This is a genomic window from Nostoc sp. LEGE 12454 (assembly GCF_056620565.1).
The window spans coordinates 1-23,875 of sequence record NZ_JBWQXL010000056.1; the positions used below are offsets into that span (position 1 = coordinate 1).

Annotated in this window: 23 protein-coding genes and 1 pseudogene; 6 read left to right on the top strand and 18 right to left on the bottom strand. The window is 40.8% G+C overall.

Going from position 1 to position 23,875, the window contains the following annotated elements:
• Nucleotides 1-146: 146 nt before the first annotated feature.
• The 6 genes from AC1F2U_RS30740 to AC1F2U_RS30765 all read right to left on the bottom strand — a co-directional run bounded on the left by AC1F2U_RS30740 (nucleotide 147) and on the right by AC1F2U_RS30765 (nucleotide 8,961).
• A complete protein-coding gene (locus tag AC1F2U_RS30740; RefSeq protein ID WP_480264568.1) occupies nucleotides 147-578 on the bottom strand; it encodes a DUF7680 family protein in 432 nt (143 codons plus the stop codon).
• Between the two features lie 2 nt (nucleotides 579-580).
• Nucleotides 581-3,910, bottom strand: coding sequence for an ATP-binding protein (locus AC1F2U_RS30745; protein ID WP_480264569.1), 3,330 nt, complete (start codon nucleotides 3,908-3,910; stop codon nucleotides 581-583).
• 277 nt (nucleotides 3,911-4,187) lie between these two features.
• Nucleotides 4,188-4,481, bottom strand: a complete 294-nt coding sequence (locus AC1F2U_RS30750; protein ID WP_094345565.1) for an HNH endonuclease — start codon at nucleotides 4,479-4,481, stop codon at nucleotides 4,188-4,190.
• A 349-nt stretch (nucleotides 4,482-4,830) separates the two neighbouring features.
• Complete coding sequence (locus AC1F2U_RS30755; protein WP_480264570.1) at nucleotides 4,831-5,520, bottom strand: hypothetical protein; 690 nt, start codon at nucleotides 5,518-5,520, stop codon at nucleotides 4,831-4,833.
• 227 nt (nucleotides 5,521-5,747) lie between these two features.
• On the bottom strand, nucleotides 5,748-7,325 hold the full coding sequence (locus AC1F2U_RS30760) for a group II intron reverse transcriptase/maturase (RefSeq protein ID WP_480264594.1): 1,578 nt from the start codon (nucleotides 7,323-7,325) through the stop codon (nucleotides 5,748-5,750).
• 553 nt (nucleotides 7,326-7,878) lie between these two features.
• Nucleotides 7,879-8,961 carry a tyrosine-type recombinase/integrase gene (locus AC1F2U_RS30765; RefSeq protein WP_480264595.1) on the bottom strand — a complete coding sequence of 361 codons (1,083 nt, stop codon included), beginning with the start codon at nucleotides 8,959-8,961 and terminating at the stop codon, nucleotides 7,879-7,881.
• A 224-nt stretch (nucleotides 8,962-9,185) separates the two neighbouring features.
• Here AC1F2U_RS30765 and AC1F2U_RS30770 point away from each other — a divergent pair, with 224 nt between their 5' ends.
• Both AC1F2U_RS30770 and AC1F2U_RS30775 read left to right on the top strand, forming a co-directional pair.
• Nucleotides 9,186-9,623 carry a four helix bundle protein gene (locus AC1F2U_RS30770; RefSeq protein WP_480264571.1) on the top strand — a complete coding sequence of 146 codons (438 nt, stop codon included), beginning with the start codon at nucleotides 9,186-9,188 and terminating at the stop codon, nucleotides 9,621-9,623.
• Between the two features lie 80 nt (nucleotides 9,624-9,703).
• A complete protein-coding gene (locus tag AC1F2U_RS30775; protein WP_480264596.1) occupies nucleotides 9,704-10,186 on the top strand; it encodes a hypothetical protein in 483 nt (160 codons plus the stop codon).
• A 192-nt stretch (nucleotides 10,187-10,378) separates the two neighbouring features.
• Here AC1F2U_RS30775 and AC1F2U_RS30780 read toward each other — a convergent pair.
• Nucleotides 10,379-10,519: pseudogene (locus AC1F2U_RS30780) on the bottom strand (AIPR family protein); the annotation flags it as partial.
• Nucleotides 10,520-10,749: 230 nt separating this feature from the next.
• Here AC1F2U_RS30780 and AC1F2U_RS30785 point away from each other — a divergent pair.
• Nucleotides 10,750-11,346, top strand: a complete 597-nt coding sequence (locus AC1F2U_RS30785) for a peroxiredoxin-like family protein (RefSeq protein WP_480264572.1) — start codon at nucleotides 10,750-10,752, stop codon at nucleotides 11,344-11,346.
• A 363-nt stretch (nucleotides 11,347-11,709) separates the two neighbouring features.
• Nucleotides 11,710-12,201, top strand: a complete 492-nt coding sequence (msrA, locus tag AC1F2U_RS30790) for a peptide-methionine (S)-S-oxide reductase MsrA (RefSeq protein ID WP_480264573.1) — start codon at nucleotides 11,710-11,712, stop codon at nucleotides 12,199-12,201.
• 49 nt (nucleotides 12,202-12,250) lie between these two features.
• On the opposite strand, the gene msrA (AC1F2U_RS30795) is transcribed toward msrA (AC1F2U_RS30790), so the two are convergent.
• From msrA (AC1F2U_RS30795) to AC1F2U_RS30805, 3 genes are all read right to left on the bottom strand, one after another.
• Nucleotides 12,251-12,928 (bottom strand): peptide-methionine (S)-S-oxide reductase MsrA, encoded by a 678-nt coding sequence (gene msrA, locus AC1F2U_RS30795; RefSeq protein ID WP_480264574.1) that lies wholly within the window; start codon nucleotides 12,926-12,928, stop codon nucleotides 12,251-12,253.
• A 122-nt stretch (nucleotides 12,929-13,050) separates the two neighbouring features.
• A complete protein-coding gene (gene egtD / locus AC1F2U_RS30800; RefSeq protein WP_480264575.1) occupies nucleotides 13,051-14,067 on the bottom strand; it encodes an L-histidine N(alpha)-methyltransferase in 1,017 nt (338 codons plus the stop codon).
• Between the two features lie 316 nt (nucleotides 14,068-14,383).
• On the bottom strand, nucleotides 14,384-17,092 hold the full coding sequence (locus AC1F2U_RS30805) for an MGH1-like glycoside hydrolase domain-containing protein (RefSeq protein WP_480264597.1): 2,709 nt from the start codon (nucleotides 17,090-17,092) through the stop codon (nucleotides 14,384-14,386).
• 300 nt (nucleotides 17,093-17,392) lie between these two features.
• On the opposite strand from AC1F2U_RS30805, the gene AC1F2U_RS30810 reads away from it, so the two are divergent.
• Both AC1F2U_RS30810 and AC1F2U_RS30815 read left to right on the top strand, forming a co-directional pair.
• Nucleotides 17,393-18,448 carry a restriction endonuclease gene (locus AC1F2U_RS30810; RefSeq protein WP_480264576.1) on the top strand — a complete coding sequence of 352 codons (1,056 nt, stop codon included), beginning with the start codon at nucleotides 17,393-17,395 and terminating at the stop codon, nucleotides 18,446-18,448.
• An 87-nt stretch (nucleotides 18,449-18,535) separates the two neighbouring features.
• Nucleotides 18,536-18,910: a hypothetical protein gene (locus AC1F2U_RS30815; RefSeq protein WP_480264577.1), complete on the top strand. Its 375-nt coding sequence runs from the start codon at nucleotides 18,536-18,538 to the stop codon at nucleotides 18,908-18,910.
• A 79-nt stretch (nucleotides 18,911-18,989) separates the two neighbouring features.
• Here the strand turns inward: AC1F2U_RS30815 and AC1F2U_RS30820 are convergent, their stop codons facing one another.
• From AC1F2U_RS30820 to AC1F2U_RS30855, 8 genes are all read right to left on the bottom strand, one after another.
• The gene (locus AC1F2U_RS30820) at nucleotides 18,990-19,115 is read right to left on the bottom strand and encodes a 3-alpha domain-containing protein (protein ID WP_480264598.1); all 126 of its coding nucleotides are present in this window, start codon (nucleotides 19,113-19,115) and stop codon (nucleotides 18,990-18,992) included.
• Nucleotides 19,116-19,136: 21 nt separating this feature from the next.
• Complete coding sequence (locus AC1F2U_RS30825; RefSeq protein WP_480264578.1) at nucleotides 19,137-19,304, bottom strand: MOSC domain-containing protein; 168 nt, start codon at nucleotides 19,302-19,304, stop codon at nucleotides 19,137-19,139.
• Nucleotides 19,305-19,314: 10 nt separating this feature from the next.
• Entirely contained in the window at nucleotides 19,315-19,518 is a 204-nt protein-coding gene (locus tag AC1F2U_RS30830) for an MOSC domain-containing protein (RefSeq protein ID WP_480264579.1), read from the bottom strand.
• Between the two features lie 36 nt (nucleotides 19,519-19,554).
• The gene (locus AC1F2U_RS30835) at nucleotides 19,555-19,704 is read right to left on the bottom strand and encodes a hypothetical protein (protein WP_480264580.1); all 150 of its coding nucleotides are present in this window, start codon (nucleotides 19,702-19,704) and stop codon (nucleotides 19,555-19,557) included.
• Between the two features lie 89 nt (nucleotides 19,705-19,793).
• Nucleotides 19,794-21,113: a 2Fe-2S iron-sulfur cluster-binding protein gene (locus AC1F2U_RS30840; protein ID WP_480264581.1), complete on the bottom strand. Its 1,320-nt coding sequence runs from the start codon at nucleotides 21,111-21,113 to the stop codon at nucleotides 19,794-19,796.
• Between the two features lie 277 nt (nucleotides 21,114-21,390).
• Nucleotides 21,391-22,104, bottom strand: coding sequence for an NADPH-dependent FMN reductase (locus tag AC1F2U_RS30845; RefSeq protein ID WP_480264582.1), 714 nt, complete (start codon nucleotides 22,102-22,104; stop codon nucleotides 21,391-21,393).
• 11 nt (nucleotides 22,105-22,115) lie between these two features.
• A complete protein-coding gene (locus tag AC1F2U_RS30850; RefSeq protein WP_480264583.1) occupies nucleotides 22,116-22,913 on the bottom strand; it encodes an SDR family NAD(P)-dependent oxidoreductase in 798 nt (265 codons plus the stop codon).
• Nucleotides 22,914-22,959: 46 nt separating this feature from the next.
• Nucleotides 22,960-23,487 carry a DM13 domain-containing protein gene (locus AC1F2U_RS30855; RefSeq protein ID WP_480264584.1) on the bottom strand — a complete coding sequence of 176 codons (528 nt, stop codon included), beginning with the start codon at nucleotides 23,485-23,487 and terminating at the stop codon, nucleotides 22,960-22,962.
• Nucleotides 23,488-23,875: the final 388 nt, after the last annotated feature.

Below are 23,875 nucleotides of genomic sequence, written 5' to 3' on the forward strand. Positions count from 1 at the left end.
GAAACACTCCTTTCAACTAGAAGTACTAATCTGTTAGCAAATGACTTGCTTGAGCCGTGTACTTGGAAACTTGTAAGCACGGTTCTTAGGGGGGAAAGGGGCAGAAATGCCCCTGCCCTACCCGACATAGAGAGAATTATTTGAACTTAACTATCACCAAGCAACACTCGAATAGCCTTTAATGCAGCACTCCGCCGCCCATTACTCACTTTAGAAAACCAGTAATGGGACTCCTCATTACTCATCGCTGTAATCCCAGCAGTAATATTAGCAATCCGTTCTGGTTTAGAGAGAGGCTGCAATACTTGAAACAACAGTGCTAAGTTTACTCCCGACTCTTCATCAAGAACGTAAGGTGACTGGCGACTATGACTTAGGGTTTTTGGGTCGTAATTGTTACCTTTCAAGCAATTATATATTGCCTGTTTCGCCTGCACTAAAGCATTGCCCTTTAGTCGCCCAATGCACTTGGCTGCTGCCCTCTTTTTTTCTCCAGCCTTTTTATAGGCACACTGGTACAACTCAAGGGCAAAGTTATTATTGTCTGTAGGAACCACTCGCAGTTGAAACTCTTGCATCTTTAGTAAGTCACTTTAGCCATCAAGTTCAGCCGTTCAACCGGGTTACGATTAAGGGCACCTTTGATAGTACTGATTTCTGCGCCGTTTGGTTGCACTGGAGATGAAAATTCAAATACTAGCTTCAGGGACACGTCAGCTTTTACATCCGGGCTACTTAGCAAAGTGTTAACAGCCCCCTGAAAACTCTGAAATCCTTTGACTGGCCCTTGATACTCTAACCGGATAAACTGTTCATTAACAGTAATAGTTGCGGTTTGGTCGATTTGCAAGGGTAGCTTGATCAACATAGGGAAAGCCGTCATCAACTTGCGGTAGTCCATTACTTGCCCAACGGAAATTTCCAACGACTGGATACCCTGAACTTGATGATCTTGAATGCGATCGCCTAATTCATTAAACACCCGATCGAGTGTTCCCTCCAAGTCAAATTCTTCCGGTTTAGCTTTAAACAGAGATAAATCATTCCAGTCATCGCCAATTTTTTCGCTACCGTTAGGTGTGCGGGGTGTACCAGTACCGTAGGTTAAGATGCTTGCTGGGGTTTCCCTCTCCTCTACTTCGCCATTGCCGTAGTCAGCTACAATTTTGAAAGTTGTGGTTTTAGCGATCGCTGTCTCATGTTCATCACTAGGGCGAAACTCCCCTGTAACCAAATTCCCATCTTGATACAGCTTAATCGCCAAAGCCCCCGATGCTTTCCACCGTATCCGCACAGGTTTTACCGATTCTGTACTGGACAAGACTTGAGCATTCAGTTCAATTTCTCGCGGTTTCGGTGGTTCCAAAATTCCCCGGCGGTAGAGTTCCATCCGTTCAGAAAATTCTATGGAGTCAGGTAGGGTAAACTTCCCGTCATCGGTTTTAATAAACAGCTTTTCTCCCACCTTCATATCCCAACTACCAGTCTGCAACCCCTGGCGGATGGTATCTCGCAGCTTTGAGATTTCGGCATCGACAAATATATTTAAACTCAAGTCTTTAGCGAAAGCTTCTTTTAATGCTTTAGTTGTCCAATGGTTTAACCCAGACAGCCATACCTTCTGCAAAATATAAGCAGGGGCGTAGGATGGTGCGTCATCAGCACGAATTTTTTGACAATCTTTCAGTGCTTTTAAGATGACATCTTGTTGATTATTTTTACCCTTCACATCGCTAGAATCTTGGGCGGGAAGGGTATAGTGCATCAAACCCTTGGGAGCTTTTACTGGGTCATTAGCAGGGTAAAATAAATGGCGGTAGGCATTTGTTAAAGATACTCTTACCCCTAAATCAAGAGAACCTTTTTTATCTTTGAGTTGTTTCTGCTGATTTTCTGATAAATCTTGCAAGCGATTAGGAGAATTTAGAATATTTTGAATAGCCCGAAACTCCCTAGCATTGTCAATTGCTCGTTCTAATTCTTGCCTGTTGGCGACTAAAAATAACAAACGATTTCTAAAAGTACGGAATTTACCCGACTCACCTGTTTCATTAAAAATTTTCTCCACCATTGGCGGTGGCCCTTCGGTAGTTACAGAAATAGTCGCCTCGTTGAAGTCAATTAAACACAAGGCAATACTATCGGACACATCATCCACATCTGCTGGTGATTCCGGTGCAATAACTAAGGTGAGTAGTCTATTAGCAAAAATGGCATCGCGGCGACTTCGTAAATCATCCTTTGCCTCGGTAATTCCAACTTGAGCTTTTTCTTCGGCAATAATTTTATTGATTGATGGTTCTTCCTTGAAACGAGCCAAAGTTGTCATTGGATCATTTTCCAAGTACCAAGCAACTTCACTCAACCTTTCTAAGGCAGTATCAACAAAACCAATTTCTAGCCCTGGTGTCAACAAAGATAAATTTAATTCGGCGCGACGAATCCCCGCCGATATACCTTGAGTGATGGAATGCAAAAAAATAGTCCGAGCTACCCAGGTTGAAAAGGGAGGTTTACCAGCAGCTTTCCATTCTGCATCTTGTAACTGAGCGTGTGCCTCTCTACCATCTTTGTTGTAAATGTCTGCTTGGATCGTAATCCGCATCAAAGGACGTTCCAAACGGGCAGTTAAATCACTGGTGATTTCTTCTTCAATACCAACAGGAATATGGTGAGAATGAATTAGCGGTATCCAATTTGTTGACTGTTGACTGTTGACTGTTGACTGTTGATTGTTGACTGTATTTTTCCGGTTAACCGTCAACCGTGAACCGTCAACAGTTAACTGTGAACCGTCAGCATTTTGCCACAGATAACGTATAACTCCAGCAAATAACCGCAAAGCGCCTCTGGTGCGTTGGAAGTTTGGGATGGAGGCAATCTTTTTAGTCAGGAGATTAAATAATTCCGGGTGGAAGGGATAACTCTGCTCGATACTATCGGCATAGCGTGCATCTTTGCAACCATCTGGTAAATTAATCCGACTAGCTTTATAAGTTTGTAAATATTCTTTTGAAGCATTATTGGCAGCGTTAGCTTCAATGCTGCTGAACATCCTCTGTTTAACTATATTGTAAATTTCAATATCAGTGCTGGGTTTAATGATCCGCTCTTGCCTAGCGCTAGCGGAAATGGTTTCCCGGATTTCGGTGGTTTCTTCGCCAAAACTGTCAGTGGAGGAAGCCAGCGTGTAAACAAATACTAAATTATTACAAGATGCTGCTAAATCCATGAGAGCGAATAAAAAAGCAACTACCTGTCCAGCTAAGTTGCTGTTACCAACTAGAGTAGCCTTGGCTTTTCTCAGGTATGAGGCAATTTCGTCGATGATAATGACTGTGGGTTGCCCTTGGATTATCCTTTCTAAAACCACTGTGCCTGGACTGACTCGCTGTTCGTCAGAACCTTTAAGCAAGCTATAACCTGCTACACCATTAATTTGATAAGCAATTTCTCCCCAAAGGGTATATGTGGTAACGCCAGTGTCCGCATGGTAAACACCGTTAACTGGATCGAGGTCTTGGCAAGCGATCGCAGCTGCTTGAATGGGTCGATCTGGAATTAAATTTAAATTTGCAAAACGGTCTAGTCCAGAAATCTCTCGTCCATGTTTAGCAATATGCCACAAAGCAATTTCATCGTGGGTTTTACCACCACCAAAGCTGGTTTCCAGTCGAATAATAGGAGAACCGACAGCTTCCCCTACCAACCGCCCGAACACTTCAGAAATTAGGGTTTTCAAACCATCGGTAGCAAATGTATTGGCGAAAAAGGCTGTGGGGTCTTGGTAGACTTGCGGCGCTTTCCCTTCCACAACCAGTCGTAGCTTGGCGGCGAATAATTCGGGGGAGAGTTCCCCGGCTAAAATTTCTTCTCTGGGAAGACACGTTTGAAATACTGGCGAAAGCATTGGTATATATCAATAGTTGTTAATTGACAGTTAACTAACAACCGCCAACAGTAGCTTGTTGTTAAATATACAATTTATATTAAGTATAAGTTTTAAAATTCTGATTTCCATAATATTGTAAGTAACAGTATAAGTTGGGCAAAGTCCCCAAAGCAGAGATTTGCGATAGCCGAAGGCTTAAGCTTCGCTTATCGCATTCTTGGCGGGCGGGTACGCCGTCGCACTTCATGTACTGCCAGGGTGCGTTCATCAAGGTTCTGTAATGTTCGTGCATCACTCATTTGAACAATGACAATTGACCAGGAGAAATATTGCCTCGTCGGAATCGATGGTAGTAAAGATGACATCCACTACATAACGGGGCAAGATTTTCTAAGCGATTGTCAGAAGGATCAAAATTAAAGTGGTGTACCTGAAGTGTATAGACTCGGCGCTGGGATAAAGTTAGCTCTGGTGGCTTTTGTCCAGGACGCAGGCAAACGCGATTGCATCTAGTACAGCGCCAATCAAAAGATTCTTTGATAGAGGTGGCGATTTCTTTCCAATTCTGGGGATAGCGGCTGGTACTCATGAAAATACTTGAGAGAGCAACAACATGAGGTAATTCTAATCGATTAAGTACTCTTAAGGTAGTATTTGTGGCACAGAAACCTGTTTAGAGCTTTGATGAGTATAGTACAGACAGCTTTTATACCAACAATAGAATCAGGACTAAAAGTGATTGAGAAGTGGTGAGGCAGAAAGCGATCGCCTAACTATCTCCTAAGTACAAAAGAATATTTATTACGCTTTCAATAATATTAATATTTAAAGCTGCTATTTTTTTGAGCAGGAAAATTATAGCACTTGTGAGAGAAATTAAACTGGTGTTATGCCAAAAATCAACAAGTGTGTAGGCGTATTTAAAATTAATAAAAATACTAACTTACCGAATGATATAACCCCGTATTTTCGTTAAATTCCCATCCCATACCCGATTTATCCTTGCCCTTGCACCATGCCACAAAAAGCGGTGGGTGCAGCTTAATTCGCTGTTCGCGTACAGTTTCTTGACTTACACCAAGTCTTGAAGCTAAACCTTCTTCGCTTAATGGTTGCATTCGGGGAGTATGCACAATGAATGATGAATTGTTGTTGTACGATTTATTGCCCCGCTTTTGTTGATTGTTGAGATGATTTTGAATTTTAATAATCGCCTCAGTAAACTGTGTCATTCGGGCTGTTATCCCCTCAATTTTTTCTGATAAATCGGCGAGATTATGGATTGCTCCAGTTTCGTTGCTAGATTCACTTGAAAACTGTGACTCCAGCTTATCAAGTCGTGAGCAAATAGCTAATATCGTTTCATTCGTAGGACTGGGGTTAATATTGTTACTAGTGACTAAGTACTCCTCAACACTTGCCTTAATCTTAGAGTCCAAGCGTTTATCTAAATTATCGCCACCAATTGCATCAAGGTTATCTAGATCATCTAGGTAGAGTTCGATAAATTGGGTGAGCGTGGCTGTTGCCGTCGTCCCTTTCGACTTACAACGGGCAATAAACTGCTCCCACATCTTTTGGTCGCAGTTAAAAGATGCCAGTTTCTTGTTTTTCCCTGTTTGGCTCATGTCTAGGTACTATCTAGGTTAACCGGGACTGGACGCAACCGAATAAGCGCGTCATCCCGAAAAGATAACTACCTTGACACTATCATTTTGGAGCGCATGAGCGCGATGGCGTACCCGCCATGAATCGGTGGCGATTGCTTTGGTTGAGTCGATGGGGAGTATTATCTCCCGCACCTCTCAGTTAGAACTGGACGTGCCCGTTTCCGTGCATCCAGCTCCCGATATTCTTAGGGAGTTACCCTTTTGCTCATGTGTAAATAGTCATGACAGGACTCATGGATTGCCAGAAGATTTTTAGTTTTCCAGTTATCATGATTACCATCTATGTGGTGTAGATGGACTCGCTCATCACTTGTCAATTTCATTCCACAATGACCGCATGAATGGTTCTGCTTTTGTAAGGTTTTGGAGGTAATCCCATCGTATAGTTTACTGTTGCGTTGACTCCAGTAGACTAATTCACTGTCAAATGGGGATTTATTTCCTGATACCATGACGTGTGAGTTGACGGAATAAGGGACGGTTGGGAACGCTTTTTGAGTAAGCTTGACGCTTGACTCTTTGGTGTTCTTTGTTTCCTTGTTGAATACCGAGCGGGTTCGTTCATTCATGAACCAAAGTGAGAACCTTGCCCCAGACATATCACAGAACCTGTGGTAATTTCTCCAGCCTCTTACTATAGGTGCTAGCTTCGCGGCTTTTACCTTAGAACCATAATTCGAGCAGTTAACGATTTTCTTGATTTTCTCCCGAAATTTCTTAAAGTTATCCACTGAGGGAGTTACTAAAAGTCTTCCGTCGTTTCTCACTTTGAAGTGCCAACCTAGAAAGTCAAATCCATCTGTCGCGGCGGTTATCTTGGTTTTCTTGGCGCTTACTTTCATTCCTCTTTTAGCTAGGAAATCATCAATGTTTCTTAGTATCTCTTCAGCATCGTCTAGAGGTCTTAGTACAATTACCATATCATCGGCGTACCGAACGGATGGATGTGCTATTTGACTCTTAACTGTTTTGTCAGTAAGCCTTTTATTTGAGTTTATATGAACTCTGTGGATACTTTCAATTCCGTTTAGAGCGATGTTAGCTAATAGAGGACTTACTACTCCCCCTTGTGGTGTTCCCTGTTCTGGAAAGTCGGGGTTGATTCCGGCTTTTAAACATCTAAAGATACCGATTTTGATATTCTTAGGTGCAATAAGGTTTTCCATTATGGTGGAGTGAGAAATTCTATCAAAACATTTTTCGATATCGAGTTCCATAACCCTTTTATCTATTCCGTTGGCATGGGAGCTTAGGTTGTCAAAAATGTACTTCTGGGCGTCATGTGCCGAGCGTCCTGTTCTGAAACCATAACTTCTAGCGTGGAAAGTTGCTTCGTGTGCTGGTTCTAAAGCGTATTTGGCGAGGCATTGCCAACACCTATCCGCGATAGTTGGAATTTTTAGCATTCGAGTGGTTCCGTCTTTTTTAGGGATAGGAACCTCTCTAAGTTCTTGATGTTTCCAATCACCTGCTGATTTTCTCAGTAGAGTTTCTAACTCGAAACGCCCTGCAAAATCTAGGGATTTGACCCCATCAATACCTGCTGTTTTCTTTCCAGCGTTTAGCTGAGATACAAGTCTAATTGACAGAAATCTAGCCGCTTTGGATTTCAGTATTAGCTTTTGAAGGAACCGAGCTTTCCGCTTGTTTCCTGCTTGAACCGCTTTAAACACTCTCTTTTGTAGGCGGAGTAAATCTTTCCGGAATTTCTTCCAAGGTAGATTCTTCCAAGATTCACTAGTGTATTCACTGTGCCTAATCATGCTCTTCTCCATTAAGTGTTTTCTGAATACCTTACAGCAATTACGCCGTATCCTACCCGACCTAAGAGAGTTCCGTATCTCATCTTACCTACCTAAAATCGACATTTTTAGGACTCTTAAATCGTTTTTATTCGTTCCTTCAGATGATTATTACGTTCCGTTAGGTGTAACCAATTTGACTATTAGAAACCCTGGATTCTTGCTGTTTATGGTAAAAGTAGCAGCGGGTTTAATCTCTAATGAAGTCGAGGGTTTTGTTGTTAAGCCTCGCTCAACATTAAGTCACTTTTCTAGGTTCAATTTCACCGTAGGAACTCCCCATTAGCACCAGTGTCAATTCTTAACAATTGTCTGATTGTGCCCTGTTCCCAGCTTCACCCTCCAAGAATTGAGCTTGGTCAGTGTGGGCAGATAAGGAGTCACGCTAGAATCTCGCGGATAGGACTTCCACCTATATCAATCTGATAGTTCAGTTTCTTAACTTGTGTTAAGAAGTCCTGGTTTAGATATGTACGGACTGTTTACCGTGATTCTCTAAACAACGAATCGCACTTTACCGATGTTTGCTTTTTTTACGCAGTGCGTGAGAAGTCCCAACACGCCCGACATGGTGAATGTACTTTGCAGTCGTCGCCGGCGAAGCATGGCCCAAATCTGCTTGCAAGTCAAAATCAGAAGCTCCATTTTTCTTAGCCAGCGTCGCATGAGTGTGGCGCAGAAAGTGGGCGCTGAACTTAATTCCCGCACAAGCAGAAATTTCCGCCATCATTAACCGCAATCCGCGATCGCTTAGAGGTTTACCCCTATCCCGCCGACTGGGACTAGGAAACACCGGCTGATCATTGCTGGCATCGCCACGGTAATCCAGTAGCACCGCACTCGTCTCCGGATCGAGACTAATGGTTCTGGTTTTATTTCGTTTCCCCGTCACAGTTAATAACAGACAATCTCCATCCTCCCGAAACTGCCGCCAAAATAACCCCGGCGTAACTATGCGCTTACCATAATCAGAAGTTTGCCGCGCAATTTCTCCCGCCCTCACTCCACTGTAAAAGACGAGAGTCAACAGCAACCAATGCATCTTATTAGTGTTGTGTTGCAAATCTACTTCAATCGCCGCTTTTTCCAACTTAGCAATCTCGCGTTCCGACAGAATGCGCTCTGCGAGCTTATCGTCCCACTGGATACTTAAGTCCTTGCCCAAGTCGATAGCAAAATAACCAATAGAAGCTCTAGTACCCCACTCCCACAAACTTTTAATCGCCGCCGTGTATTTAGCCGCAGTATTTTTACTAATTCCATAAGTATTTTTCTGTCCCCGTACTGGCTTTTCATCTTTCAGCCAAGCAAGATTTGCGTGTAGATGGAATAACGTTACCATCCTCAAATCAGATATCCCAAACCGCGACTGCATATAATCAGCAAGCTCATAACCAATTTGCCGATATGCCCGTCGCGTTTGGTCACTTTTAATAGTGACAGAATGCACCCATAGCTCAATTAGCTGCTCCGTCGAATTAATTCTCTGGCGGTTGGGAAAATAATAATCCACAAGCGCAACCCGGGCTTCATCAAGCGGCAGAGTCACCACCTCCACAGCAAGTGATTCCACGCTTAATACAGGTAAATTTTCCATAAGATAAATCCCCAACCCCCACTGATGATTATGATGCCGAGAATGACAATTCCCGGTATCTTTATGATAGTTGTTTCCCAGACACGATCCAATTGCCCATCTAGAATCATCTATATCGTATATACGCGGATATCCCGTATGCGATGATGGTAGTGAGAAGAGTAGGGGAAGTCGGGGGAGATGGGGAGGTAGGGGGAGTGAGTAAATATTAGACAGAGAAGCAAATGGTTAAAGAACTGGTTAGAAAGCATCAAGATTTAGAAATTTATAAGATGGCATTTGATATGGCGATGCAAATTTTTGAATTATCGAAAAAGTTTCCTGTGGAGGAAAGGTATTCGCTTACCGATCAAATTCGTCGCTCAGACGCTCCTAACGTCGCTAACGCTTCGCTATCTCGCTCTGTGTGTGCGAATTTAGCTGAGGCATGGAGGAAGCGTCGATATGAGGCAGCTTTCGTCGCAAAATTGAATGATTGTGTTCGCGGAGCGTGTCGTAGACAGGCAGAAGCAGCCGAAACCCAAACTTGGATAGAGTTTAGTGTTAAATGTGGTTATTTGAATGTTGAGATTGGTCGAGAACTCTACGGAACCTATAACCAGATTTTGAGTGGATTAGTCAATATGATTAATCATTCGCAATCTTGGTTGATGAAGCACTAATCATTTTCCTCCCCCTACTTCCCCCACTTCCCCTACTCTTCTCACTTCTCACTTCTCCACAACAAAAGCGCGAGGGACTGGTGGAATATCCGCAGATAAATATAAAACTTCTGTCAGAAGAAGACCGGGAGTTGGTGAAGCAGGCCAAGCAGCGTGCTGAGGATTTGCGCTTAACTTTTAAGGAGTTTGTGCTGGATTGTATTAGAAATGCACTTGTAGAAGAGAGTCCCAATAGTGCAGATAGTGCAACTGCTGCTGAAATTGAAGCTTTGAAAGCTCAAATCGCCGCCTTGTCAGAGAAAGTGAGTATTCCCTCTGCGACCAAAACAGAAGTGCATACCCTCCAGGAGCGGTTAAATCAATTGCGGGTGGGGATTTCAAATGAAATTAAGAAGGATAGGGAGCAACTTGCTTCTTTGGCGCTGGCGCTCTCCCGGCTTGAAAGCCAAATTGAACAGTTGGTGCCTTCTTTAAATCTTCAAGTGGATGGCGAGGTAAATTCAAACAGTGATGGCGATTGGCTTTTTGGGGAAGACTCCGGTGCTGAACTACCGTTAACTTAAGCATGGGAATTGAAGAATGGGGACGGCGTAAAGCCTGCGGCATAGCTACGCTTAACGCGCAGCGTCTCGTAGAGAATAAATTCGCCTGCGCCTTTCTTCTATGCTTTCAAGCACCGGGTGTCCCCGCCGCAGAACACTTGGTGTAGTTCACCTGACTTGAAATCTGCTGGCTGTAATTATTTAGTGGAGATTTTAGCCTTGTGTGAGCGTTAATTCTTCACGCTTGGCGGAATTGACAATTTTCACCAAGTGCTGATTGAGATAACTTTGGGCCGAAATGTACAGACTTTCCCAAATTTCTTGATTGCGACAAATTTTAGTCCCCATTGAAGAGATGATGCGATGACCTACGGTCGGTGTAGGTAATCACCTTATTGAACTGATGGCTTAACGTGTATAAAAACAACATGAATAGTAGATGATAATCATGCCTTGGAACCTAAAGCAATTATCCCAGTAATGCAAATCCAAGGGTCTACTTTTAGTATTTCAGTAAATTCACTGCAACAGTATTTCTCTAGAAAGGTACATAAAAGTATAAGTTAACTTTCAGGAAAATTACGATGAATTTTACAGAGTCTATCAAAAATGAGCTAATTTCTTCAGGTATAATTGACCAAACTTTAAAGGTAGGAGATATTATTCCTAATTTCATTCTACTTAATGCTTTCGGTCAAGCAGTAGAATTACAAAAACTACTAGTTAGTGGGCCTGTAGTTATTTCCTTTTTTCGAGGTTCTTGGTGTCCTTTCTGTAACTTGGAACTAGCAGGACTCCAACAAGCATTACCTGCAATTAAAACATTAGGAGCATCAATAATTGCTATTTCACCTCAAACTACTCGTCATACTATATCAACTGTAGAAAAACATGAACTAACTTATGAAGTATTAAGCGATCGCAGCAATATGATTGCTCGTCAATTTGGAATTGTGTTTCAAATCCCGGAGTATCTAAGACCTATATTAGAGTCAAAGGGTCATGTGTTACCTAGATACAATGGAGATGAGTCTTTTGAACTACCTATTCCAGCTACATTTGTAGTCGATCGAGACGGAAAAATCGTTTATGCTTTTGTTGATGCAGATTATACTAAACGGTTAGACCCAATTGAAATAGTGAGTATTCTAAGAAATATTCCTATAGTTAGCAAAAGCTAGTACCGCTTGGCGTAATTCGTAATTCGTAATACTTCTCTACGATACGCTACGTGTACTTGCTTCCACGAAGTGGTACGGCGGCTACGCTCAGTACAAGTTCGTAATTCGGATACTGCAAGCCTTTCATTGATTTGGAATGGGTGTTTTATTTACGCCGTACTGTAGTAGTATATTAATTTTAGATTTAACTATTTTTTCCAATTCTTAGATAATATTCAGCTTTATATCATACTCGTATCAGGATAATCTGTAATTCTAATAATTAAAATAAATCAGGCAGGATTTAGAAAATATTTCCTTATAAAGTATCTGTCTGATTTGATGAGTTTCATTTAAAATTATCACAAAATAGTTATCAAAAATATGCAAAACGCTAATCTACAAAAAGCGACATTTGGAGCAGGCTGTTTCTGGGGAGTTGAAGCAGCATTTCGTCAAGTAAAAGGAGTAACTTCTACAGCAGTTGGTTACAGTGGCGGACACTTTGATAATCCAACTTACGAAGATGTCTGTAGAGGAAAAACTGGACATGCTGAGGTAGTGGAAGTGGAATACAATCCGGTAATAGTATCTTATGATGAACTACTAAATGTGTTTTGGAATAAGCACAATCCCACAGCATCAAACCATCAGGAGCTAGATGTTGGTTCTCAATATCGGTCAGTGATATTTTTCCACACACCAGAGCAGGAATTATTAGCAAGAGCCTCCAAGGAGCAGCTTGAAAATAGTTCTCGTTATCACAAAAATCCAATTGTGACGGAGATTGTACCTGCATCACAATTCTATAGAGCAGAAGAGTATCATCAGCAATATCAAAAGAAGCATGGACGAGCATCTTACAGGATAGGCTAATCTTTCACTGGTTCAAGGGGATGTTAAGAGTCGAATGCTGTAAATCCCCTTACTTGCTATACATATCAGGGAACTTTACTTGAAGTTTAGCCAGCTTCGGCAAGTCATTCATTACAACATAGCGATCGCTCGGATGATGCACTATATAATTCTGATGGTATGCCGCAGCCTGATAAAAACCTTTCAAAGGATCTAATTCTGTCACAATCGGCTTGTCGAAGATTTGCGATTTGTTGAGTTGAGCGATATATTTTTGTGCAGCCTGTTTCTGCTCATCGTTAGCAAAAAAGATCGCCGAACGATATTGCTTACCTGAGTCTGGGCCTTGTCGATTTAACTCTGTTGGGTCATGCGCTACCAAAAAGTAGACTTTTAGAAGCTGATTATATGATATTTTCGATGGATCGTAGGTGATTTTCACTGATTCAGCATGATTAGTTAATCCAGCACTGACAAGTGTGTAGTCTGCGGTTCTTGCATCACCCCCAGAAAAGCCAGAAACAACATCAGAAACACCTAATAGATGCTCAAAAACCGCTTCCATTCCCCAGTAGCAGCCACCAGCGAAAACCGCTACTTGCTTTCCCTGCGGTGCAGCATTCGAGATATCAGTGGCGGGAGCAGAAAGTATCACACGAGATGCACCGTATAGGAGTACAACAGTCAGCGAAATGATGGACAAGTTGCGTAATAACTGGCGGGAGAGAGTAAAGTTATGAATTGACATAAGGTTGTGAACTCCTTTATTTAATAGACGAAGAACCGAGTTTATTCAGCTATTTTGTCATTAGATAGCAATCTTCAAACCCAACTCGGCGATAAAAACTTTGGGCAGAAGTATTTTTCTGCTTATAGATATTCATGAGTTGTAATCTGACGTTGGCATAATATTAACCCAAACCAACCTTGAGGATCTGACCAGATTTGTAATGGCTGGAGTGCATGATTCTCTAAAACAGAAACTAAAGTTGGTAGATGAAACTTGCGGGATATTTCGGTACGAACTGTTTCCCCAGACTGGAGAGAAACCTGATAATCCAAAGCTTCTAGGACTGCGGTTTGATTTTTGAGACTTTGTAGATGCATTTCAATTTGGTGAGCTACTGGGTTGTAGAAAGCCCAATGTTCAAATTGGTTGACTTCAAAATTACCTTGAAAGCGTCGATTGAGATGGTGCAAAATATTTAAATTAAAAGCTGCTGTTATAGATTGGGAATCATTATAAGCTGCCTCGATAATTTCTATTGGTTTTTGCAAATCCACCCCAAATAAAAAGAATTCTCCAGGTTTTAATGCTCGTTGAATTTGAGCGAGAAAATCACTGCATTCTTGCTCATTTAAATTCCCTAGCGTACTCCCCAAAAAAATTAACATTCGATTCTCAAATTCAGCAGGTGGAAGCTGTGCTAGCGCTTGTTCGTAAGTTCCTGCCAAACCGCAAAGTTTTAATTTCGGGTACTGATGAAGCAAATTTAAAGCAGTAGTTTGAAGAATTCCGGCACTAACATCAATGGGGAAATATTGCAGTTCTTGTTGAAATTGACTGTAGGCATCTAACAACAAGCGAGTTTTGCGAGAACTACCACTACCTAGTTCTATCAAGGTACATAAACCTGTCATTTGGGAGATTTCTAGGGCAGATGTTTCTAAAATTGCTTGCTCGGTGCGAGTTGGATAGTATTCTGGCAGTTCACAAATTTGCTCAAATAGTTCTGAGCCTTGGTCATCGTATAAGTAACGGCATGGTAAGGTTTTAGGTTGATTGCTTAGTCCTTGAATGATATCTGTGTCTTCCTGAATTGATAGCTGAGACGAATGTAAATTAATCCAGCGAAAGCGAGAATCTTCTTTTTGTTGAATCCTCAATTTATTGCTCTCCTTAATTTATTTTTGGATTGAAAAAGAGGCAAGGGAGCAGGGGGGACAGAACAGAAAGGGGATTCGACACAACTCTTGGAGAGGCTGTGCTCAGTGACCACCCCACCTGTTGCGCTCAATCCCGTAGGGTACGAGAACTACTTGTAAGAAGTGGGGGCACTCAGACTTATGTTCCGCTCTGTTTTACGGCTCTCGGTTGGGGTCATTTCCCTCTACTCCCTGCCTCTTCGTTGAGGTATAGAAAAGCTCGATATGCAAACTTATAGCCCGATCTCCTGTTATGAAAGCAGTGATTTAGGCGGATTTATGCTATAGCGATCGCCTTTTTATCCTGCTCAATTTTTGGTTCCTGATGTTGTGCTTCATATTCACCAAATTGCTGAATAAGTTGAGCAACTAAACCTGTCCATCCAGTCTGATGACTAGCGCCAATTCCGGCTCCATTATCACCATGAAAATACTCATGGAATAAGATTAAATTCTGCCAGTGCGGGTCATTTTGAAACTTCTGTATCCCACCATAAACAGGACGTTGACCAGAGGAATTTTGCAAGAAAATTCTAGTTAATCTTTGAGATAATTCACATGCAATTTCCCAAAGTGTCATCATCTTACCAGAGCCGGTAGGACATTCCACCTTGAAATCATCGCCCAGGTAATAATAGAATTTTTGCAGAGATTCAATTAGTAAGAAATTCACCGGAAACCAAATAGGGCCGCGCCAGTTAGAATTACCACCAAATAAACCACTGCTAGATTCAGCAGGTTCATAATCTACACGAAATTGGGAACCATTGACATCAAAAGTATAGGGATGTTCGGCATGAAATCTGGAAACTGCGCGAATACCGTAAGGACTGAAAAACTCACTTTCATCGAGCATTTTTTGCAGAATACTTCTTAATTTATCCCGTGAAACAATTGCTAATAATCTTCTCGCACCAATTCCTTTTGTTTCCATACAAGCTACATTTTGCCGTAAGTCAGGACGGTTTTGGATAAACCATTCCAGCCGCTTCTTAAAGCCAGGAAGCATCTTTAAGGTTTCTGGTTCAATGCTTTCAATCGCAAATAGGGGGATTAATCCCACCATTGACCGGACTTTTAAGGTAATCTGCTGTTCATGTAAATGTAGAACATCGTAGTAAAATCCATCTGATTCATTCCACAAACTGGCTTCCATTTCGCCAATTTTATTCATCGCATCGGCTATGTAAAGAAAATGCTCAAAGAACTTGGTGGCAATGTCTTCATAAACAGGATTACTCTTGGCTAATTCTAGAGCGATCGCTAACATATTTAAACAGTACATACCCATCCAACTAGTACCATCAGATTGGTCAATATGTCCACCTGTAGGAAGGGCTGCACTGCGGTCAAATACGCCAATATTATCTAATCCTAAAAATCCTCCTTGAAAGACATTATTCCCCTCAGCATCCTTACGATTCACCCACCAAGTAAAATTGAGCATCAGCTTTTGAAAAACCCGTTCTAAAAACTGTCGGTCTGTTCGCCCGTAAATCTTCTGCTCAATCTTATAAATGCGCCAAGTTGCCCAAGCATGAACAGGGGGATTAACATCACCAAATGCCCATTCATAAGCAGGGATTTGCCCATTAGGATGCATATACCATTCCCGTGTGAGAACATCCAATTGGTACTTTGCAAAATCTGGATCAATCATTGCCAAAGGAATGGTATGAAATGCTAAATCCCAAGCCGCAAACCAGGGATATTCCCACTTATCAGGCATAGAGAGAATATCTTCATTGTAGAGATGGAACCATTCTTGATTTCTACCATTTTGCCGTTCTGCTGGGGGTGTTGGTGTGTTGTGATCGCCTTTCAACCAATTCTCTACAATATAGTGATAAAATTGCTTACTCCACAGCATCCCAGCAAATGCTTGGCGCTGCACATTTCGCATATCTTCACTCAGAGGATATGGAGTAATACGTTGAGAAAATTCCTCAGCTTCTTGTTGTCGCTTACTAAAAATTGCCTCAAATTTATTACCAAATGGCTCAAGTAAATTGGGTGTATTACTGAGCCGCAATTTAATAGTTTTAGTTTTACCTGTTCCAACTGTTAACACATAATCAGCAGATACTTTTGTCCCAATTTTATCGGGATTAACTGCTGATTTTTGACCATTTACGATGTAGTCATTAATGCCATCTTTCACATAAGCGGATGTATTGAGAGAACCAAATAATCGCTGATAATTTGTCTCGTTGTCTGTAAATATAACCTCTGTTGCTTCCTGACAATACAACCACCTGTTTCCTAAAGTTGGGTGAGATGCTTCAATGATATTGAAGCTATTATCTGATTTAATCTCTTTTAAAGTAGGTTTATCTGCATCTCCATTCCAACACCAAGTATTGCGAAACCAGAGGGTAGGTAACAGGTGCAATGTCTTAGCTTCTGTACCTCTGTTGACTATTGTTATTTGAATGAGAATATCTTCAGCAGAATGCTTGGCATACTCCACAAAAACATCAAAATAGCGATTGTCATCAAATACACCTGTATCTAGGAGTTCAAATTCTGGCTCTTGACGATTTCGGCGTTGATTTTCTGCAACTAATTGAGAGTAGGGAAAGGCTGCATGAGGATATTTATACAGCGCTTTCATATATGAATGTGTGGGAGTGCTGTCTAAATAAAAGTAATATTCCTTAACATCTTCACCGTGATTACCTTCACTACCAGTTAGGCCAAAAATTCTTTCTTTGAGAATAGAATCTTCACCATTCCAAAGAGCGATCGCAAAACAAAGTCGCTGATGATTATCAGAAATCCCAAAAATTCCATCTTCACCCCAACGGTAGGCGCGAGAACGGGCTTGATCGTGGGTGAAATAGTCCCATGCAGTCCCGTTGGGGCTGTAGTCCTCGCGTACTGTTCCCCATTGGCGATCGCTTAAATATGGCCCCCATCTGCGCCAATGGGCTATCTGATTTTGGGCTTCTGCTAATCTGATTTCTTCTTGGGTTGGAGTTGTCATCATCTCACCCTCTGCATATCTGCACTTTAGTTGAGTTAATTTGCTATATTGAGTATCACGTTTTTATCAAAGATGGGGCTGATATTTTGATTAAAATTTGCTAGGTGAATTGATAAATAAAAATCTAGGATAAACTCAGGAAAAATTTATATTAAGTTTTATTAGTAATCTAAACTGTTTTACTTTGATAAGAGTGTACTTGTAATGAATATTATCTATGAGATACTGTCTACATAGATAAGCATCACTTATCATAGTTACATATATCAAAGCCTCTAATTGTTTTGTCCTGAGTAAAGTATGGTAAAGTTTTCATCACACATCGATCAAGAAAAACATAAATACGTAGAAATAACTGCTTCGTTTGCTGTTGATCCAGAAATTTCTGATCGGTTTGATTTAATGCTTGGCTTTCATCCCTATGAGAAACGTATTCTTGATGAGGATGAAGATAATATTCCCATAGAAGTACTACGTTTTCTGCGAAGAAGTGATTTACTGAACTTAGAAAATCCCTGTAACCGTGAAAAAATGGCACTTTTGTGGCTTAAGCTTTTTCCAGAGATTAATTCTATGATTAAGCTTAAATATGATGATATGTTGCATAATCTATGGCAGAAATGTTTAGAAAATACTCAAATTTTGCAACTAGCTTATGCGTTTTATCCTTCTGACTTATACTCAGAAAATGGAACAGAAAATTATCGAATAAATCATTGGACTCGTGACACAGCAGCAAATATACAGCAAGAGATAACGGAATCATCCAATGCTGATTCAAGAACACTGGGAAAGCTCCTTTGGACTTTGCCTTTTAATGCTGACTGCCAACTAGGGAAATTGGTTGAAGAAAAAGCTGGTTTATCAAAACAACTGAAAAAAAGAGTTGGTATCACGAAGCTTTCTCCTGGTTTATTATGCAATTATTTTTTACGTAGAAACATATTAATGGAAAACTTACTTGATCCCCATCAATTTGAAGACTTTATATCTGCAATTTTTGTTGAAGAAGGTTGGACTGTTGAGAGGATGAAAAAAACTCGTGATGGAGGTAAAGATATTATTGCAAGGCAAGAGATAGACGGTGTTCCCACAGTTGCTTATGTTCAAGTTAAAAGACAGCTTAATCCAGTTGGAGAGCCAAAGGTTAAGGAGTTTGTTGCAACTTTAGCAGGAGACAAAATTGATAAAGGCTTTTTCGTAACTACGTCATATTTTACAGAACCAGCTAAAAGATGGTTGAAGGATAAAGGTGCTTCACTTGCCACAATAGAAACGATTGATAGACAAAGTTTAGAAACTAAAATGCAACGCATAGCCAATCGAGAGATTGCTGCATATTTAATGCAGAGTTAAATGCAGTAGCGAAGTAGTATAACCGAACTAAATGAGAGTGAAACGCAAGTAATAATTTTTTTGAAGTAAAACTCACCGGGTGAAATTATGTCTGTATTATGCCAGATTGCGCTAGTTGATGATGAAAAACAATTCATGGAGTATGTTAAACAATATAATCATCCGCCATCAGGCTATGGAGGTTGGGGACGATTTTATGGTGAAGTTCCTGCTATCGAAACAACCTTACAAATTGACTGGAGTGATTACGAATTAGAAAATAAAGTCCCGTTTCCTGAAGGTCGAGAAAATGATCAAGAACGCGCATCAGATTACTTTAGAGTCATTCACCATCATCGGCATTTAGTACCAAAGCCTGAATATTATAGTTCCTTGTCTTCTGACACTGATGAGATGAAGCGTGCGCTGAATGTAGGGCATCACGCTATTACTTTGTGTGTTATCTATGTTATAAAAGTATAGGAAGTTTTATTAACTCTGAGAAAATTGCTTTTATAAAATAATTAGAGCGTTTTATTACTAATTATAACATTAATAAAATTCATCTTTTAAACTTCTCGATTTGCTGCTGAAAGTAGTCTCGCCAACCTGTAGGTAACGCCTCAACTTGTACGGCGCGGTGTAACAGTTCTAAGTCGTGTGTTTCCCGTGCATAAAGTCGGGTAATGTCAGCAACAGTAACATTATTTTAGTCTCGACTGATTAACGATAAAGTATCACCATTTCCGACTTTACCCTCTTGCAGCACCGAAAAGTAGAACCCCGTTAGGCGGCTATCTAAAAACTGTTTAACTATATCAGCCCGTCCAAACTTGACTCCCAGTTTATAACAAGGCATTCGAGGTTGAGTCACCATTACCTCTGCGCTACCGATTCGGAAGCGAGAGCGCTATCGCGCACACTTCGTGAACGCCAATATTAACCTCATCCTCTAACAGCCCAACTGTAGTAAGGTTTTCACCAAACATTCCCCAAGGCAAATCCATGTCAGGTAACTTGCGCCGCCAATAGTCGTAATGCTCGAATGGATAAGCATAAACTGCCTTGTCTTTCCCCCCGTGGACACTCAAATCAGCTTGTCTATCTCCATCTAAGTTGAGCGATGGCTACGCCCGCCGTTGGCGAAGCCTCTCGTAGAGAAGGCATCGCATCATCACTCGTCCCTCAACTGGTTCTTTAAAAATCCCAGTTGTAACTGTTTTGCCCTTCCAAAGCACTTCACGGGGAAGTCCTACGTTGACTGAGATAACTTGCACAATTTCATATCTCCTCTAATAAAATTTTGTACCGATATTAAGCCTGATAGATAATATGCTTGATATTACTTGATTATTAGAGGAATTTATTAAATATCCAACACCAATTTTGACGTTCCAGGTTGAGAAATACAAATCAACACCGAACCCTGATCAGTTGTTGCAGTTGGTTCTTCTTGGTAAGCAACTACACCTTCGCGGATTTTACACATACAAGTACCGCAAACACCTACACGACAACTAAAAGGTGGATTAATATCATTGGCTTCGGCAAATTCTAGGATAGTGCCATCACTAGGTTGCCATGTCAAAGTTTTGCCAGATTTGGCAAAGACAATTTCTGCAAATCTTTCATCTCCAGTTGCGATCGCAGTTTGTTTCTCAGACTGACTTTTCATCGGTTTACCGAAAGATTCAAAAAATACTCTACTGTCAGGTACTCCCGATTCCTTCAACCCTTGCATTATGGACTGCATAAAAGATGTAGAACCACACAGAAAATACTCAGCTTCTTGTCTTACTAACTCTTGAATCAGAGCAGCATCAACATAACCAACACTGTGGTATTTACCTCTATCTTCAGGTGTAGGACGACTATAGCGAAAATGCACATTCAGATTATGATTTTGTCGAGAAATTTCCCTCACTTCATCCCGAAAAGCATGGAATTTACCATCTCTAGCACCATGTACAAACCAAATAGGACGAGTAGGATTAAGAAGAGTACAAGCTTTCGCCATACTAATCATCGGCGTAACTCCCACCCCATTGCTAATCAACACTGCGGGGATAGATTTCTGCACATCTAAAACAAATTTACCGTTTGGTGGTTTTGCTAGAATTACTGAATCTTCCTGAATGTGATCGTGCATAAAATTAGATGCTATACCGGGCATAACATCTAATCCGTTCGGTGCAGGTTCCCGCTTAATTGAGAGGCGATAGTATTCACAGTTTTCAGGATAATCTGAAAGCGAGTAAGTACGAATTACAGGCTTATCCTGTCCAGGTATATCAAGTTTGATGGTTAAAAATTGGCCTGGTTGAAAGTTGGGAATTTCCCCTTTATCTTCAGGTTGTAAATAGAAAGAGGTAATTTCTTCGCTCTCCTTCACCTTACGAACAACAACAAAATTTCGCCAATCTTGCCAAACATGACTATCTGATGCTTTGAGGTCTGGAGTAGATTTGTTTCCACTTGCTTTGCTTGTATAAACTAAGCCAAATACTGCACCACTAGCTGTTCCAAACAGTGAGGAATAGACACCAAATTGATAGGCAGATTTAGCTTTGGCATTGGTTACTCCAATTACAACAGCAGCAGATAAGGTAATTACCGAACCAACTGTAGCTGCTGCGGCTATACTTCTGACTAGTGGATTCTTAATTCTTCCCAGACTTTCTAGCATCGTTGTCTCCTGTCTAATACTTTTAGTGATGTTGGACTATATCTGCGAAGATTCAGCAGGTGGAGGAATAATTTCCAGACCATACCTCGGAGGCGCAGAGAAGGATACGCAAAGAAGGACTTTTGCAAGAAGTCTAGTATTCAGAGTTATGACGAAAAATCTCGGTTTCTTTGGGTTGTAACAAGGAAAATTTGGTTTTAAAAGGCGTAAAAATTGGATGTCTCAGTCTCGTTTTTTATTACTGAATCGGTGTTCTAGAGTCAAGCAAAATTGGAATTTAAGTAACTGGGGTAGCTTTCACTTCACCAGTCTGGACATTACGACTTACTTGCAGGACGGTATCCATTGCATCTGCACCCATCCGAGCAGCTATTTCCGGGCAGGGTTTACTGGCATGGGTGTTAACTTGGATATTATCTTTTTTCTCCAGACTGACTTCTTGTCGCCCATATTTTAGGACAGTTGACATCCAAACCAATTCGTCCATAAACTTTTCCATACGACGAATGTAGGTTGGTTTGTCAATCAAATTGCCCGACTCATCAAATAGTTTTTGAACGTTGCTAAAGTTGAGGTCGTAGAAAATAGTCATTAGCCCCAACTCCCGCATCACAGGTAAAAGGTTTTGGATTACCCTTGTACCACCAAAGGGGCCTGCGGAAACGCCGCACAGCCCAACGGCTTTATGAATGTATTCTTTGAGGCAGGTGTCAAGTATGTGTTTGAGTAAACCTGGATAACCGTGGTTATACTCTGGTGCAACGATAATTAATCCATCTGCCCGTTCCATTGTTGCAGAAAATTCAGGGTCTTTGAGTGGTTCACCTGCATCATCATTAGCGATCGCTATATTTCTAATATCGATCAATTCGGTTTCTAAGCGATCGCGTAGTGCAACCTGCTCAACAATAAATTTAGCAACGTGTTCACTCTGGCGACCTTGACGAGAAGTACCAAGGATAACTGGAATAAATAAGGATGAATCTGACATAGTTTTTCTCCCTACTGTTCTTGATAGTTCCAAAGTAGTCCACCATCCACAAAGAAGGTGCTACCTGTAATGTAGTCAGCATCGTCAGAAGCCAAAAATTTCACTAAAGAAGCAACATCTTGTGGTTGACCCAAGCGACCAAGCGGAATATTTTTTAATAGCGCACCCAACTTTTCTGGGTCATTCAACAGCTTAGTATTAATCGGAGTTTCTATTGCTCCTGGCGCAACATTATTAATCGTAATCCCCAAAGCACCCAACTCAACAGCTAAGTTACGAGCGAGCATTTTCATTCCACCTTTGCTAGCACAGTAAGCTGTGAAATTGGGAAATGGCAGTTCTTCATGCACGGAACTAATATTAATAATTTTTCCAGTTCGTTTAGTTTCAATCAGGTGTTGTACAAAGGCTTGAGTGACAAAGAAAACACCTTTTAAATTGACATTCATTACAGCGCCGTAATCTGCTTCTGTAACATTCCAAAATGGTGCGTGTTTTTCAATGCCAGCATTGTTTACCAAAATATCTAGCTTGCCGAAATGGTTAATACTTTCTGCAATCAGTTGGCGTACTTCATCGACACTACCCAAATCTGCTTGAACTGTATAACCATGAGATTTGGGACACTGAGCTATATGACAATTACCACCAATCGCCTCCACCTTTGCTAAAGTATCCTCTGCTCCTTCTGGGTGAGAACGATAATTAATTACCACATTCGCCCCTGCTTGAGCTAGACCGAGAACAATTCCCTGTCCAATTCCTTGACTGCTCCCAGTTACTAGGGCAACTTTTCCTTCTAGTTTCATAAACTTTCTGCTGGTGATTGATTTTTCTGTTGTTGGTTAATATTTACTAACTCAAACTAGCAGCGCCAAAAGTAGCATTAAACTTGCGACACCAGATAGCAATGGATTTGTAGTCTGCTAAATTAATGTTTTTAGGAATGGAATATGTTTGAGCGCCACTATATTTTTGCAACGGAGCTATGATAAAATAATCTCCGTTTGTTAAAGGATACGATGGTGGCTTAGTTGAATTAATCACGTTATCTGAACGATGCAAAATTATTACTAAATCTGGCCCTGATTCAGAAGTCTTAAATGAGTCATCAAGCTCTAGAAATGATTTGCCGTCTTTAGTGGTAATACTAACTTTCCCTTGAGTTTTTTGTTCTCCAGAAACAAATGTGCCTGACTTCATAGCAGTTGAATTTGGAGATTGTGCTGACTTGGCTAACGGTTTCGCCTGAGTTGAAGACACGGGAACAGAGGCATTCACAGCTATAGGACTTTCATTAGCCTGGTTCTTTGATACTTCGGGGACGCAGCCAACCATGACAAGAGAAGACAAGCCCAGTATTAATAAATGTCTTAATTTCATGATTTCAATTCCTCATCCTCAATGCCTCAATCAGCAATATAGCTCTTGGCTTGAACTTTAAACTGATTATTGCTTAAATAATTCATCTAAGAATTATGAATAGATAAGGATTGATATCTAAAAAACTGATATTTTCCTTAGAAACTTCTTACAGATTTCTCAGCAAAATTTAAATTTTTAGGTCACTGATGATTAAATGTAAAAAAAGATACGGTAGGTTGTCAATGAATAGCCTGATGTTTGCTTGCTATTTGTTGTATAAATTTACATTTATTTAAGTAAAATTTCATACTTTTTCTGCATAAATAGCACATTTATCTAGTAAAATTTCCCCATCAAAATTATTAGGATATCCAGAGTTAACACCTGGAAAATCCAATATTTAATA